Origin of the sequence: Acinetobacter sp. 809848 (genome assembly GCF_000581275.1) — a bacterium.
Lineage (GTDB): Bacteria > Pseudomonadota > Gammaproteobacteria > Pseudomonadales > Moraxellaceae > Acinetobacter > Acinetobacter pittii.
In genome coordinates, this window is the sequence record NZ_JEXG01000003.1 from 1 (window position 1) to 18,405 (window position 18,405).

17 protein-coding genes and 1 tRNA gene are annotated in these 18,405 nt (G+C 40.9%); 8 read left to right on the plus strand and 10 right to left on the minus strand.

The window, feature by feature from the left end:
• The 3 genes from J536_RS07190 to J536_RS07200 form a co-directional block, all read left to right on the plus strand.
• The coding region (locus J536_RS07190; RefSeq protein WP_032062491.1) for an HAD hydrolase-like protein at positions 1-127 on the plus strand (127 nt) is incomplete at its 5' end.
• A gap of 108 nt (positions 128-235) precedes the next feature.
• A complete protein-coding gene (trpE, locus tag J536_RS07195) occupies positions 236-1,729 on the plus strand; it encodes an anthranilate synthase component I (protein ID WP_005065784.1) in 1,494 nt (497 codons plus the stop codon).
• A gap of 98 nt (positions 1,730-1,827) precedes the next feature.
• Positions 1,828-1,903: transfer RNA gene (locus J536_RS07200), tRNA-Thr, on the plus strand.
• A 641-nt stretch (positions 1,904-2,544) separates the two neighbouring features.
• Here J536_RS07200 and J536_RS07205 read toward each other — a convergent pair.
• From J536_RS07205 to J536_RS07220, 4 genes are all read right to left on the minus strand, one after another.
• Positions 2,545-2,967, minus strand: a complete 423-nt coding sequence (locus J536_RS07205; RefSeq protein ID WP_032062493.1) for a GFA family protein — start codon at positions 2,965-2,967, stop codon at positions 2,545-2,547.
• 8 nt (positions 2,968-2,975) lie between these two features.
• Complete coding sequence (locus J536_RS07210; RefSeq protein WP_032062495.1) at positions 2,976-3,803, minus strand: SAM-dependent methyltransferase; 828 nt, start codon at positions 3,801-3,803, stop codon at positions 2,976-2,978.
• Between the two features lie 4 nt (positions 3,804-3,807).
• Positions 3,808-5,106, minus strand: a complete 1,299-nt coding sequence (locus J536_RS07215) for an FAD-dependent oxidoreductase (protein WP_050501297.1) — start codon at positions 5,104-5,106, stop codon at positions 3,808-3,810.
• Between the two features lie 440 nt (positions 5,107-5,546).
• The gene (locus J536_RS07220; protein WP_032062497.1) at positions 5,547-6,419 is read right to left on the minus strand and encodes a pirin family protein; all 873 of its coding nucleotides are present in this window, start codon (positions 6,417-6,419) and stop codon (positions 5,547-5,549) included.
• A 277-nt stretch (positions 6,420-6,696) separates the two neighbouring features.
• Between J536_RS07220 and ycaC the strand changes: the two genes are divergently transcribed.
• Both ycaC and J536_RS07230 read left to right on the plus strand, forming a co-directional pair.
• Positions 6,697-7,323, plus strand: a complete 627-nt coding sequence (gene ycaC / locus J536_RS07225; protein ID WP_002052204.1) for an isochorismate family cysteine hydrolase YcaC — start codon at positions 6,697-6,699, stop codon at positions 7,321-7,323.
• A gap of 20 nt (positions 7,324-7,343) precedes the next feature.
• Positions 7,344-8,318 (plus strand): LysR substrate-binding domain-containing protein, encoded by a 975-nt coding sequence (locus tag J536_RS07230; protein WP_005066903.1) that lies wholly within the window; start codon positions 7,344-7,346, stop codon positions 8,316-8,318.
• 105 nt (positions 8,319-8,423) lie between these two features.
• Here the strand turns inward: J536_RS07230 and J536_RS07235 are convergent, their stop codons facing one another.
• The gene (locus J536_RS07235; protein WP_000615686.1) at positions 8,424-9,872 is read right to left on the minus strand and encodes an NAD-dependent succinate-semialdehyde dehydrogenase; all 1,449 of its coding nucleotides are present in this window, start codon (positions 9,870-9,872) and stop codon (positions 8,424-8,426) included.
• The gene (gene gabT, locus J536_RS07240) at positions 9,869-11,161 is read right to left on the minus strand and encodes a 4-aminobutyrate--2-oxoglutarate transaminase (protein WP_002117401.1); all 1,293 of its coding nucleotides are present in this window, start codon (positions 11,159-11,161) and stop codon (positions 9,869-9,871) included. The genes J536_RS07235 and gabT overlap by 4 nt, the downstream gene beginning before the upstream one ends.
• A gap of 156 nt (positions 11,162-11,317) precedes the next feature.
• Here gabT and J536_RS07245 point away from each other — a divergent pair, with 156 nt between their 5' ends.
• A complete protein-coding gene (locus tag J536_RS07245; protein WP_032062499.1) occupies positions 11,318-12,817 on the plus strand; it encodes a PLP-dependent aminotransferase family protein in 1,500 nt (499 codons plus the stop codon).
• 64 nt (positions 12,818-12,881) lie between these two features.
• On the opposite strand, the gene J536_RS07250 is transcribed toward J536_RS07245, so the two are convergent.
• Both J536_RS07250 and J536_RS07255 read right to left on the minus strand, forming a co-directional pair.
• Entirely contained in the window at positions 12,882-14,324 is a 1,443-nt protein-coding gene (locus tag J536_RS07250) for an amino acid permease (RefSeq protein ID WP_032062500.1), read from the minus strand.
• A gap of 305 nt (positions 14,325-14,629) precedes the next feature.
• The gene (locus J536_RS07255) at positions 14,630-15,178 is read right to left on the minus strand and encodes a helix-turn-helix domain-containing protein (RefSeq protein WP_002117406.1); all 549 of its coding nucleotides are present in this window, start codon (positions 15,176-15,178) and stop codon (positions 14,630-14,632) included.
• Positions 15,179-15,246: 68 nt separating this feature from the next.
• Between J536_RS07255 and J536_RS07260 the strand changes: the two genes are divergently transcribed.
• The gene (locus J536_RS07260; protein ID WP_032062501.1) at positions 15,247-15,942 is read left to right on the plus strand and encodes an AzlC family ABC transporter permease; all 696 of its coding nucleotides are present in this window, start codon (positions 15,247-15,249) and stop codon (positions 15,940-15,942) included.
• Positions 15,939-16,262 (plus strand): AzlD domain-containing protein, encoded by a 324-nt coding sequence (locus J536_RS07265; protein ID WP_002117414.1) that lies wholly within the window; start codon positions 15,939-15,941, stop codon positions 16,260-16,262. Before J536_RS07260 ends, J536_RS07265 begins: the two co-directional genes overlap by 4 nt.
• Before the next feature lie 41 nt (positions 16,263-16,303).
• On the opposite strand, the gene ssb is transcribed toward J536_RS07265, so the two are convergent.
• Both ssb and J536_RS07275 read right to left on the minus strand, forming a co-directional pair.
• Positions 16,304-16,891, minus strand: coding sequence for a single-stranded DNA-binding protein (gene ssb, locus J536_RS07270; RefSeq protein WP_005804461.1), 588 nt, complete (start codon positions 16,889-16,891; stop codon positions 16,304-16,306).
• 51 nt (positions 16,892-16,942) lie between these two features.
• The gene (locus tag J536_RS07275) at positions 16,943-18,307 is read right to left on the minus strand and encodes an MFS transporter (RefSeq protein WP_005078603.1); all 1,365 of its coding nucleotides are present in this window, start codon (positions 18,305-18,307) and stop codon (positions 16,943-16,945) included.
• Positions 18,308-18,405 lie beyond the last annotated feature (98 nt).

The following is an 18,405-nucleotide window of genomic DNA, read 5'->3' on the forward strand; positions in this document are numbered from 1 at the left end:
TATTGAGGCTGCGCGTCGTGCTGGAATTGATTGTATTGTGGTTAGCTATGGCTATAATCATGGAGAAAATATCTATGATTGCCAACCTCAACAAGTTGTTGATAGTCTTGCTGAGTTAATTATCTAATGAATGAAATGGAGATCAGAATGAATAAGCGTATGGTTTTTCGATGGCGTGTCTAAACCGAATCTAGAAAAACACACTTTTAAATCGAAACCATATTAGAGAAAATTCATGACAACATTAGCGCAATTTGAGCAACTCAAGGCTGCTGGTTACAACACGATTCCAGTTTATCGCCAACGCTTAGCAGATACAGAAACCCCTTTATCTGTTTTCGCTCGTTTTAAAGACCACACGCAAGCTTATTTATTTGAGTCAGTCGAAGGTGGCGAAAATTGGGCGCGCTATTCTATGATTGGTTTAGGTGAGTCGACGGTTTTCTCATGTAATGCAGGTGTTCTGTCTATACAACATGCTGATGGCTCAATTACACAACAAGATTGCCAAGACCCATTTCAGTATATTCGTGAATTTCAGAAGCAATTTAAAGTGCCATCTGCTGAGCTCTTGCCAAACTTACCGAGTTTTACGGGCGGATTAGTAGGTTATTTAGGCTACGACGCAGTCCGTTATATCGAGCCACGTTTAAAGAATGTTCCTACAGCTGACCCAATTACATTGCCGGATTTATGGTTAATGCTATCAAAGACAGTCATTATCTTTGATAACCTTAAAGATACTTTATTTTTAATTGTTCATGCGGATATAGAGCAGAGCAATGCTTATGAAGACGCTCAGCAAAAATTAGATCAATTAGAGCAGTTGTTAGCTACTCCAGTTAGTTTGCAAGCTAAGCCGCATACACCTCCACATTTTGAATCAATTACTGGTAAAGCGAAATTCTTAGAGACAGTCGAAAAAGTTAAAGAATATATACGTGCTGGTGATGTGATGCAGGTTGTTCCGGGGCAGCGTATGGTTTCTGATTTTGATGGAGAGGCTTTACAGGTTTATCGTGCTTTACGTCATTTGAATCCATCGCCTTATTTATTCTTGGTACAAGGGCAAACGATTACTGATAAAAAGCCATTCCATATTGTAGGGTCATCGCCAGAAATTCTTTCTCGCCTCGAAAATGGTATTGCGACAGTACGTCCGCTTGCAGGTACCAGACCTCGTGGAAAAACTAAAGAAGAAGATATTGCGCTAGAAAAAGATTTGCTTTCTGATGAAAAAGAAATCGCAGAGCATTTAATGTTGATTGATCTTGGTCGAAATGATGTTGGGCGAGTTTCGAAAATTGGGAAGGTCCAAGTAACGGATCAAATGGTGATTGAACGCTATTCACATGTCATGCACATTGTCTCAAATGTGCAAGGCGAAGTTCGTGACGATATCGATGCGCTAGATGTATTTAAAGCAACTTTCCCAGCAGGTACTTTATCGGGTGCACCAAAAATTCGTGCAATGGAAATTATTGATGAAGTTGAGCCTGTGAAAAGAGGTGTGTTTGGTGGGGCAGTGGGATATTTAGGATGGCACGGCGAAATGGATATGTCGATTGCAATCCGTACTTGTGTTATTCGAGATAAAAAGGTCTATGTGCAGGCTGGAGCAGGCCTAGTTGCAGACTCAAATCCTGAATCTGAATGGAATGAAACGCAAATAAAAGCTCGCGCAGTGATCAAAGCGGTTGAATTATCATCAAACGGATTGATTTTATGAGTTTTTAGCGGTTTTTTTTAAAAAACCGCTTGCATCGTTTGGAAGTTTTGCTAAACTGCACACCGTTCCGATACGAAACGTACGAAACACTAAGAAGAGCCGGCATAGCTCAGTTGGTAGAGCAACTGACTTGTAATCAGTAGGTCCACAGTTCGAATCCGTGTGCCGGCACCATCATTAAACCTCATGAATATTTGATTTATGGGGTTTTTTGTTGTCTGTAGATTTTACAATCTACCTTGTGACTCTATTGTCTTAGGTGGCAAAGAAATTCGTTAATAAGAAATGAAAAAAGCCCAACATCCTGTTGGGCTTTTTTCGTATTTCGTTACTAGGTACACTTCCTGTAATACCTCACGTCCTGATGCTTAAACTTATTATTGTTGTTTTACGTTTCGGAACTTCCTGTTCCTGATGAATTCATCATAGGCAATTCTTGAGATTATAAAAAGACGCCAATTTCCCGAATTTATGTAAGAAAAAGCGTACATGATTCTTTTAAATTTAAAACTTGATTTATCTATCATGGAAATAAAAATATGAATTTATAAACAAGTTCTGTTCGTCAATTAAATAAGAAAACGATATAATGAGTTTATTACTTTATTTCTAAAATAAATTTAAAAACAACAAGGAACGAGATGTTTACTTTGCCATCAAATATTTTTCAGCCCTTAGCGCTCATACTCGCATGCCTTATTTTCATTGTAAGTAAAATGCCGCAGCTAAAATATAGAAAAACCATATTATTTTTAGCTCTTGGCAGTCTTACTTTAATCTGTGCTTTGGCAATATTTGGCTTCTTTAATTAAGCCTTATTTCTTGCTCTTTTCTATCATTTTTTCAAAGTGTTTAAGGTTTGGGTTCAGTGTATCCCATGCATAGGCTTGGCTCACAAACACCTCTGCTCTAGGTTGATAGAGACTCGGGTCATCAAGCGTACCTGCACGTATTGAAATCATTTCAGGCGCAATTTCAGGTAAGCCAAAAAGCTGAGAACCACAAGTCGGGCAAAACGCTCTTTTAATAGGTCGGCCAGAAGATCCCAAAGTCTCAAAATATGTCAGCTCACCATTCACTTTTAATTCAGACTGGTGAAAAAAAGCGATTGGTGCATATGCTGAACCTGTGGCCTTTTGGCAATCTCGGCAATGGCAATTAAAGCTATAACGTGGCTCTGCTTCACTTTGGTAGCTCACAGCTCCACATAAACACGATCCTTGATATTTGGCTGACATGGCTCATCCTATTTTTTTATTGCTGTGATTTGAATATAACGTACATATCCATTTTGGTAGAGTTGTTGGCATAACTTTGCAGTCATTTGAATTTTAAAATTTGCCAATCCTCGGCTTTGCTTTTGTCCTTGTTGATTTTGAATATATTTCGAAAAACCGAGTAATACTTGCTCAGATAAATCTTCAATTTGAATATCGACAAAACCTTGTTGTTTCAAGGTAGCTCTGAGCATTTTTTCATTTGGCACAGCATCCCAAGCGACATTTGCTGCTTTGAGTAAATAACGATGCTTTTGTTCTTGTAAAATGGTCATGTTTTGACATGAATCGGCACGCATTAGGTAGTGAAAACCTAATCGTCCTTTTGAATTCAAAACTGGAGCGATGGAATCTAGAAATGAATTTAAATGACTGTGATAAGCCGCATCAATACACATCACCACATCGAAGTATTGTTTAAATTCAAATTGTTTTAAATTTAAAAATGAACCACAGAAAATCTGGCTTATTTCGGGAATAAGCTTTTGAATTTTATGAACACATTGGGTTTGCAATTCAACTGCACTGAGGCTTTTAGGCTGATAATGCTGTAACCAGTGCAACAAACTTGCACCCTGTCCGCAGCCTAAATCTAAGAGATGATCTTTTGAATTTAAATTGATAGCTTGTGCCAAATGGTCAGCCAATTGGCGACAAGCTTCACGGTAGTTTTGGGTATTTTTCCAAAAACCCAAATTTGTCCAAGCAAGTTCTTCATCATCCCCTAAGCTTGATGCATCAATTGCATATTTATGGGGAATGAATCGAGAGAGAGCTACTCGAACTTTTGTTTTCACAATTTTAGTAGCCGAGTTCTGGGGCAACTTCCACCTTAGGTTTTAAGCCTACAAATGGTAAAGGTGCACCTAAAATTTCAGCAATATGCATGGCAGAAGTAACTGCTGACTCTAAAATTGGCAAGCCATCACACGACCATGAACCACAGTAGAATACTTTACGGCTTGGGTCTAAATGACGTTGTTGCAATTCTTTGTTTAAAGCAACCGTTTGTGAGTCTACAACCGCACGCGTTAAAGTCACTTTTGAAATAACTTTTTTAGGGTCAATATCAACCACTGGACGCCAAGTTTGAAATACAGGATTTTTACCCACGAGTGTTGGCTCAACCGCATTCATCCAAACTGTAAATTGCTGACGCGTAAACTTACGGTCCATCATATAGCTCAGCACTGACCAGTCCTTACGGCGTGGTGGCATAACGGTCGCATCGGTATGAATGACAAGATCACCTTGCTCAAAGCGGAATTGCTTAAGCAGGTTCATATCTTCTGCAAACTGTTCAGGATTTAAAAACTCATCGATTTTAGATGTTGGCGTTGCAACAATTACTCGATCAAATAAGTTCTGTTCACCTTGGCTGTTTTCAACTAGTACTTTTTCGCCTTGTAATTCAACTTTTTTAATTGCTGATCCGCTATGGATATCGATGCCTTTAATTAAGCTATCTACAAATGCAGGTGTGCCACCTTTCATGCGCAATAACATGTCGCCATCAGTTAAGTGACGTAAAAACTCAAGTAAGTTTTTTGCAGGCCAATCGCCAATTGTTTTTGGATTACACGTACAAATTGTATAGAGCACTGGCATAACCACACCGTGCCAGAATACTTCTTCAATATCGTTCTGATTAATAAATTCAGCGAGGGTAATATCTTGATTTTTAGATTTGAAAAACTGGTGAATCGCAGTTTTTAGTTGCAACATCCCTTTCACAAGACGCCAGCCATATTGCTGGATGCCTTTACGGTTATTAATAATCGGGAAATTACCAATACGGCTACGAGATGTCGTTAACCATGTTTCCGTACGATCTTCGAATAACCAGCTACATGACATATAAGTACGAACCGGGAAGGTCTTAATACCTAAATGAGCAGCAAGGCTGAGCGTATTTTTCCACAGGTGCGGATTCATCACACGTAGCGGTGCATCAATAATTCCACCATCGAACTCAATGCTATGGCTATCCATTCCCCGGCCAGGAAGTGCTTCAAATATCGTGATCGTATGCCCTGCATCTTTCAGAATTCTTGCTGCCGCAAGCCCTGCCATTCCACTGCCAATAATTGCGATATTCAAAATGATGTCCCATTTTTCGAGAATTTTTTTGATTATCACTCATACCCCCAAAAAACACCGTATTAAAAACTACCAGATTTTTATTTTTTGCATCAATTTATATAGAAAATATTTAACTGCTCACTCGTCTCATTTTTTATATTTTTTTACAAAACCCGAGAACCATATAAGACCTTATATTTTTTAAAAATTTAAAAAAAATCTTTTAAATAAAATAAGATAATTTAACTATATTTATATCATTTGTTTTACAAGTATCTTTTTTTAATATATTATTAACTCATAATAATGAGAAGCCAATCACACAAAACAATGCCGAAACAACAATGCAAACCATCATAAAAATAGAACCTTTACAGCGAAAAAGCCCGCTATTCACACTTGATAGCGGGCTTTTTATTACTTTGCTTTTAGAGCTTAATCAAACGCAATTCGGCAATTTATGCTTCTTGCATGATTGAACCGAATTTTCCACGATTAAAATCATTAATCGCTTCCATAATCTCAGCTTTGGTATTCATGACGAATGGACCATAACCTTCGATTGGTTCATTGAGTGGTTGACCAGTCAACACTAAAAATTTAGTGTCTTCTTCTGCATTTAAACTAAACTCAACACCCTCACGAGACAAAATCGCAACGGTTTTACCTTCAAGACGATTTGCATCATTAACCACAACCGCACCATCTAATATCACAACAAGCGTGGTGTGACCTTCAGGTACATAGAGGGTATGTTTTTGGCCTTTAACCAATTTACCATCCCATACATTTAATGGACTAAATGTAGTTGCAGCACCTTTTGCATCTGCATATTCACCTGCAATAACCCGCAAATGACTACCTTCTTCGTCTAGTGTAATGTCTGGAATATCTTTAGCTTCAATCGCTTGGTATTTTCCAGGCGTCATTTTTGAATGAGCAGGTAAATTTACCCACAATTGCACCATTTCAAAAAGACCACCATGCTCAGCAAATTCAGGAGAATGGAACTCTTCATGCAACACGCCTGCACCCGCAGTCATCCACTGTACATCACCAGTTTTAATGGTTCCGCCGCCGCCACTTGAGTCTTTATGGGTCACCTCACCTTGGTAGGCGATGGTCACTGTTTCAAAGCCACGATGAGGATGCGAACCTACGCCTTGCTGTTCAGTCGTTGGCGAGAATGTATAAGGCGCTGCATAATCGAGTAGCAAAAATGGGCTTAAGGTTTGGCCTAAACGGTCATAAGAGAATAGGTTATATACAGGGAAACCATCACCCACCCAATGCATGTGGTTATTTTGATATGCACCAAGAAATTTCTTCATCTGATCTCTCCTATATATGTAGGATTTTCTTGAACTGGTATTGATTTTACGCCTCAATAATTGCAGTTTATAGATCAGGATTAGCAACACATTATTTCATCTATGAGACAATCTAAGAATTTAATGTACTCTTTTTAAGATCGTCCTATTTTTAAAATTCTTAATCCTATTTTTTAGACTTAATCACGACATAAAACTCAACTAGCATAATTTTAGGCAATAACGACCTACTCAATAATTTTTGATTATTTATTTTGATAACACGAGGACATAAAAAATGGCTCAAGATTACGTGCGTTTAGACAAGGATAATGCTGCGGTTCTTTTGGTTGACCATCAAGCAGGTTTACTTTCTTTAGTTCGAGATATCGATCCAGATAAATTTAAAAACAATGTATTAGCACTTGCAGATGCTGCTAAATATTTTAATTTACCCACTATTCTTACGACTAGTTTTGAAAATGGTCCAAATGGTCCTTTAGTTCCAGAATTAAAAGAACTTTTCCCAGATGCACCATTTATTCCACGTCCTGGTCAAATCAATGCATGGGACAATGAAGACTTCGTAAAAGCTGTCAAAGCGACAGGTAAAAAACAACTGATTATTGCAGGGGTAGTGACTGAGGTTTGTGTGGCATTCCCAGCTTTATCTGCACTCGCTGAAGGCTTTGAAGTGTTTGTGATTACCGATGCTTCTGGTACTTTCAATGAATTAACACGTGATGCTGCTTGGGACCGTATGTCAAAAGCAGGTGCTCAGCTTATGACGTGGTTTGGTATGGCGTGTGAGTTACACCGCGACTGGCGTAATGATGTGGAAGGTCTAGGTGCATTGTTCTCAAATCATATCCCTGATTACCGCAACCTGATGACAAGCTATAGCTTTAATACCTCACAAAAATAAGTTCTATTGCCAAGATTAGAGTGCTTAAGCGCTCTAATCTTAAATTTAAATGGATTGATCGGACATTGATAAGCTCTTTTGATGATTTTTATTATTTCTATTTGGTCGTAAAACACGGCGGCTTTAGTGCGGCCAGTGATGCTGAAAATATTAGTAAATCTAAGCTCAGCCGACGCATTATTGACCTTGAAAATAAATTTAATGTCAGCCTGATTCAAAGAACAACACGCCATTTTAAAGTGACCGATTTAGGCCAAGAGTTTTATGAGGAATGCTGCAAAGTTATTACTCAAGTTGAATGTGCAGAAAACGTGTTATTAAAGCAAAAAAGTGAGCCTCAAGGTCTAGTAAAAGTAAGTTGCCCACCTCTGATGATGCATTTTCAAATTAGAAAAATTTTAAATCAGTTTTTAAAAACCTACCCCAAAGTTGAAATAGCACTCGAGCTAACCAGCCGTCGAGTAGATATCTTGCATGATGACATCGACCTCGCGATTCGTACCAATTTTGAACCCAATGAAGATTCAAATTTAATTGTTCGTGATGTGATTAAAACCGATCATTGTCTGGTGGCTTCGCCTGAATTACTTCAAGGTCGCATCATTGAACATTATTCTGAATTACAGGACTTTCCGAGTATTAGCTTAGGTACTCAAAAACAAAATCCTATTTGGCATTTATGCAATATTCGTAATGGTGAATCGGTTGATGTGCCTTATCAACCACGAATAAAAAGTAATGATTTGGCAGGTGTTTACTATGCTGTAATGGATGGTTTAGGCATTGCCGACCTTCCTTTTTTAACCGTCGAATCTGAAATTCGTAAAGGTACGCTTATCCATATTCTTCCTGACTGGAAGTCGAATATTGGTACGCTGCAATTGGTTTATGTTTCGAGAAAAGGCCAACGTCTTGTGGTTGAAAAACTAATTGAAACGCTGATTGATGAACTCAGGCGTTTGCCTGAAAGTCGTGATGGCTATCTATCGACTTAAAATAAAAAACCGGTCATGAATGGGCATGACCGGTTTTTTTGTGAAACATCACATACAGCATAACTGTATGTTTTCGTTCAGAACAAAACGAACTCGCTTTATTCCTTACTCAGATAAGTCTACGCAGAGGTATTTCATTTCGACATATTCTTCGATGCCGAATTTTGAACCTTCACGACCTAGACCTGACTGTTTTACGCCACCAAACGGAGCAACTTCGTTTGAAATCGCGCCCGTGTTAATGCCGACCATACCGTACTCAAGAGCCTCACCCACTCGCCATTGACGAGCTGTGCTTTGCGTAAACAAATAAGCAGCTAAACCGAACTCGGTATCGTTCGCCATTGCCACTGCTTCATCTTCGGTTTTAAAGCGGAATAGTGGTGCAAGCGGACCAAAAGTTTCTTCTTTAGATACTTTCATGTCTTGTGTTACGCCAGTTAAAACTGTTGGCTCAAAGAATGTACCGCCCAGTGCCGAGCGTTGACCACCAATACGAACTGTTGCGCCTTTCTCAGTTGCATCTGCAATATGAGACTGAACTTTTGCAATCGCGTCTTCATCGATTAAAGGCCCTTGAGTTGAACCTTCTTGACGGCCATCGCCAACTTTAAGCTTAGACACAGCTTCAACCAAACGCTCTGCCAATGCATCGTAAATACCGTCTTGAACATAAATACGGTTAGCACATACACAGGTTTGACCGCTATTGCGATATTTACTTGCCATAATGCCCTGAACTGCTTGCTCAAGGTTAGCATCATCAAATACCACAACTGGTGCATTACCACCGAGTTCAAGTGAAAGCTTTTTAATGGTTGGCGCACATTGTTGCATCAAGATACGGCCAACTTGAGTTGAACCTGTGAAGCTTAACTTACGAACAATATCGCTTTCACATAGTGTTTTACCCACTTCAACCGCATCACCACTAATGTTAATTAAAACATCAGCTGGTAAACCTGCCTGTAAAGCCAATACTTCAAGTGCATAGGCGGTTAACGGCGTTTGTTCTGCTGGTTTAACCAACATTGAACAACCCGCAGCAATGGCTGGACCTGCTTTACGCGTAATCATGGCAGCAGGGAAGTTCCACGGCGTAATGGCAGCAGTAACTCCAATCGCTTGTTTAATCACGAGCAGACGTTGGTTTGGCAAGGTTGGCGTCAACACTTCACCATCAATACGGCGAGCTTGCTCGGCAAACCATCGTATAAAAGATGCTGCATAACCAATTTCACCACGTGCTTCTGCTAATGGCTTACCTTGCTCAGCTGTTAAGATTTGAGCCAGATTTTCTTTGTGCTCAAGCATGAGGTTGTACCATGCCAATAGCACATCAGCACGAGCCAAGGCAGTTTGCTTTTTCCAAGCAGCCTGCGCTTTTGCTGAACGGTTAATTGCGGCTTCAACTCCTGCACGGTCATAGGTTTTTACCCATGCCAAAGTTTCACCTGTAGCAGCATCATTAACTTCGATATAGTCATTTGATGCAGGTGCTTCTAATGAAATATCAGGATGTTTTAATAAATACTGCAAATTATTTTGAATCATGCAGATTGCTCCATTGCTTTTGCACTACCTGCTTTTAGAGTTGCAAAACCTTGTTTCAAGATATCAAGGCCTTGACGGAATTGTTCAGCAGGAATGGTTAATGGATATAAGAAACGAATTACATTACCGTATTTACCACAAGTAAGAAGTAACAACCCGTTTTCCATTGCATAGTTTTGTACAACTTTTGCTTGTTCAGCTGTTTCAAGCTCTACTGCAACCATTGAACCTAATGCACGAATATCAGTTACGACGTCGCCTGTTGCTTGTTGAATATCTTTAAGGGTAGCGACTAACTCTGCACCTAATTCATTTGCACGGTCGCATAGGTTTTCTTCTTCAATCGCATCAATAACCGCGTGCGCAGCAGCAACTGCAATCGGGCTACCTGCGTAAGTACCACCTAATCCACCTGGGTTAGGCGCATCCATTACTTCTGCACGACCAACAACACCTGAAATAGGGAAGCCACCGCCCAAGCTTTTCGCCATCGTGATGAGATCTGCTTTAGTCTCGTAATAGTTCATTGCGAACAATTTACCAGTACGGGCAAAACCTGATTGCACTTCGTCAGCAACCAATAAAATACCGTGCTTGTCGCAAATTGAACGTAAACGTTTTAAGAACTCAGCTGGCACAACATTAAAACCACCTTCACCTTGTACTGGCTCAAGTACGATTGCCGCAACATCATGTGGTGCAATATCTTCACTGAAAATATCTTCAACGCTTTCAATTGCCGCGTCTACTGAAATACCTTTAGCAGGCACTGGGTAACGCGCGTGGAACACACCCGCTGGCATTACGCCGAAATCACGTTTGTAAGGAGCCGTTTTACCTGTCATTGCCATCGTCATAAATGAACGACCGTGGAAACCGTTACCAAAAGTGATAATGCCGTGACGACCTGTATAAGAACGAGCAATCTTCACTGCATTTTCAACTGCTTCTGCACCAGTTGTGAAAAAAGCTGACTTCGCAGGACCCGCAATTGGCGCGCGTTCATTAATACGCTCAGCTAAAGCGACATAGCTTTCATATGGTGTTACTTGATAGGCAGTGTGAGTAAATTTAGTAAGTTGCTCAGTTACTGCTGCAATCACTTTAGGGTGGCGATGGCCTGTATTTAAAACCGCGATACCACCAGCAAAGTCGATAAATTGGTTGCCTTCCTTGTCCCAAAGCGTGGCATTTTCAGCTTTTTCCGCATACCACTGACACATCACGCCTACACCACGTGGAGTTGCTTGCTGTTTACGTGCGTTAAGTGCAGAATGTTGATTATCCATTTGATTCCCTCATATTTTCATCATCAGTTGCAGCTTTGGTTTCTTGCATCCTGTGCTTAATTTTCAGGGTGCTTTACAACGACTGCCTATGCATGTAATTTCGCTCGTCTGATGCCAACTGACGAGAGCCACTTTTTAACTGTAGGAGAGAGCCAATTGCGTAGTTTACTTGGAGATCATTTGCTGCAACGACTCCAACAGGACACTGAAGGGAAACTACATCAACGCCTTTTCCGTTGCCTGCGTGGTGCGATTATTGATGGAGTCATCCAGCCCAAGACTCGTCTACCTGCGTCACGCGACTTAGCCAGTGAAATTCATGTTTCAAGAAATACGGTGCTTAGTGCCTATGAACAGCTACAAGCTGAAGGCTACTTAGAAGCCCGTACGGGACACGGCACATGGGTTGCCGAAAAGTTACCAGAGAGTTTTTTAAATACACAAAATAAGAAAAAAGCGGTTTCAAGTCCGAAAGTTCAAAGCTCTTATGAGCTATCGCAGCGTGGTTCCAACTTATTGGGCTATGCAGCAGCGTCGCCACACCAATGGGGCGCTTTTGTGCCGGGAGCACCCGATGTGACTGAGTTCCCACATCATATTTTTAGTCGTATTCAAGCACGCTTAAGCCGCGAACCCGATATTAATCGCCTGATTTATAGCAATGCAGGTGGATGTATTGAGCTTCGAAGTGCATTGGCAGATTACTTGCGTGTTGCACGTTCAGTCCAGTGCGATGCAGACCAGATTATTATTACCGAAGGCATTCACCAAGCTATTGATTTAGTCTCGCGTGCGCTCAGTGATATGGGAGACAAAATCTGGATTGAAGATCCTGCTTATTGGGGAATGCGTAATACATTGCGTATTAATGGTCTCGATATTCAGCCGATGCCTGTCGATGCCGAAGGCATTATTCCTGAGGAAAATCCGGCCAAGCCTCCTAAACTCATTTTTGTCACGCCTTCACACCAATATCCGCTTGGCTCTCACTTAAGCCTAAACCGCCGACGTAAACTGATTGAGATTGCCCGTCAGCACAATAGCTGGATTGTCGAAGATGATTATGACAGTGAGTTCCGTTTCTCGGGCCAGCCTTACCCGTCTTTACAAGGCCTAGAAAATGATGCCCCTGTGCTGTACATGGGCACGTTTAGTAAAACCATTTATCCATCCTTAAGAATTGGCTATCTAGTGGTGCCTAAGCCGTTATTTTCCCCATTACGCATTGTGGCAGCCGAGCTGTATCGTGGTGGGCACTTGCTTGAGCAAAAAGCCCTAGCTGAATTTATTCGTGAAGGCCATTATGAAGCGCATATTCGCCGTATGCGTCTACTTTATGGCAAGCGCCGCGACTACTTGGTGAGCTTAATTCAACGTTATCTTGGTCCCGAATTTATTCATGAATATGATGAAGCGGCAGGATTACATCTAGTTTTAAAACTACCAAACTCTTGCGATGATGTCGCCATTGCAGCCACAGCACTTGAACGTGGTGTCAAAGTTCGTCCTCTTTCGCAGTATTACATGCAGTCGCATGCACATGCCGAACGTGGACTGCTCATGGGCTTTGCCTGTGTAAATGAAAAAGATATGGTGATGGCTTTTGGTGTCTTGCTTCAATGCTTACGTGAAGCAGGTGTACCCACATTGAATTAACTGTTTTCTTATAAGACAAATAAAAAAAGAGCCTGTTTGTAAGGCTCTTTTTTATTTAAAAAATTTAAACTAACTTTTCTTCATGGCTATGAGTTAAATGAGTCGCTCTACGCTCTTTACCCCAACCCAGTTTTTCAGACAACAATCCGAAGAACACAATAATGCCGAACAGAGCTGTGGTGTAAATCACTTCTTTAAAATAGGTGCCTTCAATCAACATGGTAAGAATTGCACCAATAATTGCAAAAATCACCACGTAAGTTAGATAAGGGAACATCCACATTTTAAAGTCAATTTTCACGCCTTCAGCTTCTAACTTTTTACGCATACGAAGCTGAGAATAAGCAATAGTCAGGTAAACATACAGTGTTGCCGCGCCTGTTGTTAACATGAAAAAGTCATAAACATTCATACTCTCGGTTGCAGTTAAAACTACCGCAATCACAGAGAAGAAGCATGACACAATCACGCCTACCCATGGACTGCTTTTACTGTTTACAGAACCAAAACTTTTCGGTGCATCACCACGTTTAGCCAAAGAGAACAACATACGTGAACACGTATAAAGAGCTGAGTTAAAGCAACTACATACTGAGGTTAGAACCACAAAGTTTACGATATGGCGCGCCCCTGGAATACCAAGTGCAGACAGAGTCACGCTATAGGTTCCCCAAGTTGAATCTTTCAAAAGTTCATTGTTGTGAGGAATCAAACATACTGCAACAAACATAGAGCCTACATAGAATAAAATAATTCGCCAAACCACCGAGTTCGATGCTTTACGAATTTCTTTCGATGGATTTGCCGACTCTGCTGCCGCTACCGTAACAATTTCAGCACCAATGTAGGCAAACATGACCCCAAGCAAGGCTGTAATAACGGATGAGCCGCCATTTGGCATAAAGCCTTGAGAGGTTAAATTACTCATACCAGAAGCAGCCGGATTACCCCAAGGCCACAAGTGCATGATGGCTAAACTACCAATCACAAGGAAAATAACAATCGCAATGACTTTGATGAGGGCGAACCAAAACTCAAATTCACCATAGTTTTTCACGTTTTGTAAATTAACAACAACCAATGCACCAATCACCACGACCATATAGACCCAGATCGGTATAAACGGGAACCAATTGTTTAGAATTTTTCCTGCCACATAGGCTTCCCACCCCATGAGCATGGCCAGAGTACACCAGTACAACCAGCCAATTGAGAAACCTGCCCAACGGCCAATCGCACGGTCAGCATAAGTTGAAAAAGAGCCACTATCAGGGTTTAAAACGGCCATCTCGCCTAACATACGCATGATGAACCAAACGAGTAGACCACCTAAAGCGTAAGTTAAGAAAACTACAGGTCCGGTATTGTAAATAATACTGCCTGAGCCCACGAATAGAGAACCACCAATAACACCTGCAATAGAGATCATAGTCAGGTGGCGTGATTTGAGTCCATGTTTTAAACTTTGGGAGTGATTGGCTTCAGAACCATTTTGATGAGCTGCCATATCATTTTCCTTAATATATGGAGGATATCGGCTAGTCTCGGAAATCCTCCGAAGCCAAAAAATATCCCCTAAAAATTTAGCCGTTCTGCCCAATTCCTAAAACAGTAAATTCACTGAGCTTATCCGGCGCTTCCGTATGCATACTTCCAATAGCTTTAATTTGTCGTTTCGGCACTCAAGAAACGAGAGCCATTTTTGTAATAAAAGAGAGAGCCAATTGCAAAATTTATACGCAAAATTGGCCCTTTTTGTAGGGGATGCTGGTAAATGGCTTTTAGTTTTTATTTTAATCAGATTGAATTTCTTTAGTTTTGTTCAGAAATTAATAATGCTTTTGTACCAGTTTCTAATGCTCTAAATATATGTTTTTGATCAGCTGGATAACAAATATAGTCTCCAACTCCAAGCTCAACAGCTTCATCAATTAAGCCCACTAAAGCTTTACCTTCAACCACAATAATATGCTCCACAGAGCCAACTGGATGTGGTTCTGAAAGACGATCTTCGCCTGGTTCAACAATTAGTAAATAAACATCTCGGCGCGCATGTGGCGGACAAGTCGCTAACAAAATTGCTTTGTAGTTGGCAATCTCAGAACTCACTGTTGGCCCATCGCCACAGCGAATCACTTGTACCTGATTACTCGGTTCTTCCATCAAACGTGCAAATGGAATATTCAGTGCAACACAAAGCGCCCATAAGGTTTCAATGCTAGGGTTACCTTGTCCTGCCTCTAATTGAGAAAGTGTAGATTTGGCAACACCTGCACGACGAGCAACCTCTGCCAATGAAAGCCCTGCTCTTTGACGTTCACGCGTTAAACCTTTGGCAATAATTTCAATTGGCTGAGACATTCACCACATCCGTTCTATAAAAAAAACGATCGTTCGTTTTGACAAAACGATCAGACTTATTCATTATAATGGAAAATCGTTCGTTATATCATGCTATGTCCACATACTCTCTAATTAAAAAACTTAGTAAAGACACTACCCGCTCGATTTTCTTTGTATGTCTAGCGACAAGTGTCGTTGGTATGTCTTTAGGTTCACTCGCTGCAAGTTATGGCTTAGCGCTCTGGATCCCGCTTTGTCTATCCGTGTTTGTGCTCGCAGGAACTGCTGAATTTATTTTTATTGGTTTCTTGGCTGTAGGTGGTAGCCCAATTGCAGCTGCGATTGCAGGACTACTCGTCAATTTAAGACATCTACCTTTTGGTATTGCGGTCAATGAACTAATCCGTGGCAAATATTCTCGATATTTCGGGGCTCATATCATGAACGATGAAAGCGTTTTGTTTGGTATGGCACAGCCCGATTTCGAAACAAAAAAAGCTGCTTATTGGTTATGTGGTATATGCATTATGCTCAGTTGGCCACTGGGTGTAACGGCGGGGTATTTCATTGGAAGTGCTATTCCAGACCCTAAAACATTTGGCTTAGATGCCATTTTCCCAGCAATTTTAATTGCACTTACTTTTAATGCTTTAAAGAATAAATCCACTCGAAAAGCTGTATTTGCCGGATCAACTTTAGCACTGATCACCACGCCCTTTTTGGCCTCAGGACTTCCAATTCTGATTTCACTTTTTGGCTTAATATTTGGTAGAAAGAAATGAGTCAACAATTACTAATTATTTTAGGTATAGGCTTACTAGCACTTGGAACGTATGGGATTCGCTTTGCTGGGTTTCACTTGGGTGCCAAGTTCTCTTTTTCTGAAAAGTACCAAGTTTTACTCTCAAACGGTGCGACTGTTTTGCTCTGTGCGATTGCAGTGACGACAACATTTTTTGAAGGTCAACATTTTGCGGGGTTCGCGCGTATATTTGGTGTTGGCTTAGCACTGTTCTTGGTTTGGAAAAAAGTACCGCTGTTATTAGTGATTTGCTTGGCAGCTGCCGGCACGGCACTTATACGTTTGCTTGGAATTGAGTAATAAAAAAGGCGAGATAAACTCGCCTTTTTTTGAAACTTTGATTAGAACGGTAAATCGTCGTCTAAATCAGCTGGTGCAGAAGCCGGTTGTTGCGGAGCTTTAGGCGCAAAACCACCCGCTTGAGGGTTGCTTCCACCATTACCGAAACCACCTTGGCTACCATAACCACCGCTGTTTTGGCCGTAGCCGCCACCTTGGTTGTTATTGTTTTGATAACCATTACCACCTTGTTGAGGTGCGTTAAAACGTGGTTGATTAAAATCATTACCACCAGCGAAACCTTGTTCACCTTGTTGACGAGCATCTAACATTTGCATCTGGTCGCCACGGATTTCTGTAGTGTAACGCTCTTGGCCATTTTGGTCTGTCCACTGACGTGTACGTAATGAACCTTCAATATAAACCTTAGAACCTTTACGCAAGAACTGCTGAGCAATTTCCCCTAAACGGTTATGCAAAACAATACGGTGCCATTCTGTTTGTTCTTTACGTTCACCGGTATTTTTATCAGTCCAAGCTTCACTTGTCGCGATTGAAAATTGGGTCAACGAGCCCCCATTTGGAAAAGTTTTTGTTTCAGGATCACGACCCAAAGTACCAACCAAAATAACCTTATTTACACCACGCATTAGCTGTCTTCATCCTATACATTTCTATGTTTTACTTTATAAGAGTTATGCTTAAATGGCTACCTCTTTACCGAACAACTGCGTTAAATCACGTCGCGCAGCATCATCTAGAGACTGTTTATCGACTTTAATATAAGCAACTTGCTGGTCAGGCATCACCACAACTTCTTCGATACCACGAATTGCCAATAGCTGTGTGGTCCACTCATTCACCTGTTGCACTTGCGGCAATGGCAACACAATCGATGACAAATACCGCGGCTGAGCTAAACCAAAACTAATTAGCAACCATATTATAGCAATCCCTGCTAAGACACTCCATCCAATCGCAGTATTATGTAACATCAATAATTGACCACCTAGTGTGCCACCAAAAAAAGCGCCTAAAAACTGACTACTGGCATTTACGCCCATAGCCGTTGCTTTTGACTGGATTGGAGCAGATTTTGACAGCCAAGAAGGCAATAAAGCCTCCATCACATTAAATGCAATAAAGAAAATACCTAGGCCAGCAAGCAAGACATATTTGGATTGATAACCAAATATGAGCAGCAGCAAACCTGCGATAATGCCTGTAATTGCTGTTAAGAAAATCCCGCGCATTTTGCGATATTTTTCAGCGATGATGATGCTTGGAAATGCAAAGAACAGGCTAATGACTAATAGCGGTAAATACACCAAACCATGACTTGCTAAAGGAATATGTGCAAACTCGATAAGTTGTGAAGGCACATAAATAAACATGGCAGTAAGTAATAAGTGCAATGCAAAAACCGAAACGTGCAAACGGTTTAAATCACCCATTTGAATGACTTGCTTAAGCTGTGCCATGTAGCCTTGCTGATAATTACGATGATGACGAGTGACTTTAGGTACAAGCAATAACATCGCAATCGCAATCAAGCCCATAATGGTTGTCACAAAGAACAAACCAGAAATGCCCACAAGGCTTGTGAGCCAAGGCCCAAGGCTAAAAGCGACCACGAAAGACAGACCAATACTCATGCCCATTGCAGCCATGGCTTTAGTACGCTGCTCTTCACGTGTCACATCGGCTAAAAGCGCCATCACGACTGCTGAAACTGCACCAGCACCAGCGATAGCACGACCAATAATTACGCCATAAATCGTGTCAGATAAACCCGCAATTGCACCACCAATCGCAAACAGTAATAGACCAAAGACCACAAGTGGTTTACGGCTAAAACGGTCAGCCAGTAAGCTAAATGGAATTTGCAAAATCGCCTGACTTAAGCCGTAGACACCTACAGCCAAACCAATGAGTGCTGGAGTCGCATATTGATATGACTGCCCAACTACAGAAAAGACAGGAATAATCATGAACAAGCCCAACATGCGTAGCGCAAAAATACTACTTAAGGCAAAAGTTGAGCGACGTTCCAAAGCATTCATCATATCAATACACGTTATCAAACTAGGTAAATTATAAGCCGATTCGTTTCTAAAAATACGGAACACCTTATTTAAAATAACGATTTGGGCTTAAAAAAATA

Coding starts and splice junctions, on each gene's coding strand:
- trpE (WP_005065784.1), top strand. CDS start 236: ATGACAACATTAGCGCAATTTGAGCAACTCAAGGCTGCTGGTTACAAC.
- J536_RS07205 (WP_032062493.1), bottom strand. CDS start 2,967: ATGTCAGCCAAATATCAAGGATCGTGTTTATGTGGAGCTGTGAGCTAC.
- J536_RS07220 (WP_032062497.1), bottom strand. CDS start 6,419: ATGAAGAAATTTCTTGGTGCATATCAAAATAACCACATGCATTGGGTG.
- ycaC (WP_002052204.1), top strand. CDS start 6,697: ATGGCTCAAGATTACGTGCGTTTAGACAAGGATAATGCTGCGGTTCTT.
- J536_RS07235 (WP_000615686.1), bottom strand. CDS start 9,872: ATGATTCAAAATAATTTGCAGTATTTATTAAAACATCCTGATATTTCA.
- gabT (WP_002117401.1), bottom strand. CDS start 11,161: ATGGATAATCAACATTCTGCACTTAACGCACGTAAACAGCAAGCAACT.
- J536_RS07250 (WP_032062500.1), bottom strand. CDS start 14,324: ATGGCAGCTCATCAAAATGGTTCTGAAGCCAATCACTCCCAAAGTTTA.
- J536_RS07255 (WP_002117406.1), bottom strand. CDS start 15,178: ATGTCTCAGCCAATTGAAATTATTGCCAAAGGTTTAACGCGTGAACGT.
- J536_RS07260 (WP_032062501.1), top strand. CDS start 15,247: ATGGAAAATCGTTCGTTATATCATGCTATGTCCACATACTCTCTAATT.
- J536_RS07265 (WP_002117414.1), top strand. CDS start 15,939: ATGAGTCAACAATTACTAATTATTTTAGGTATAGGCTTACTAGCACTT.
- ssb (WP_005804461.1), bottom strand. CDS start 16,891: ATGCGTGGTGTAAATAAGGTTATTTTGGTTGGTACTTTGGGTCGTGAT.
- J536_RS07275 (WP_005078603.1), bottom strand. CDS start 18,307: ATGATGAATGCTTTGGAACGTCGCTCAACTTTTGCCTTAAGTAGTATT.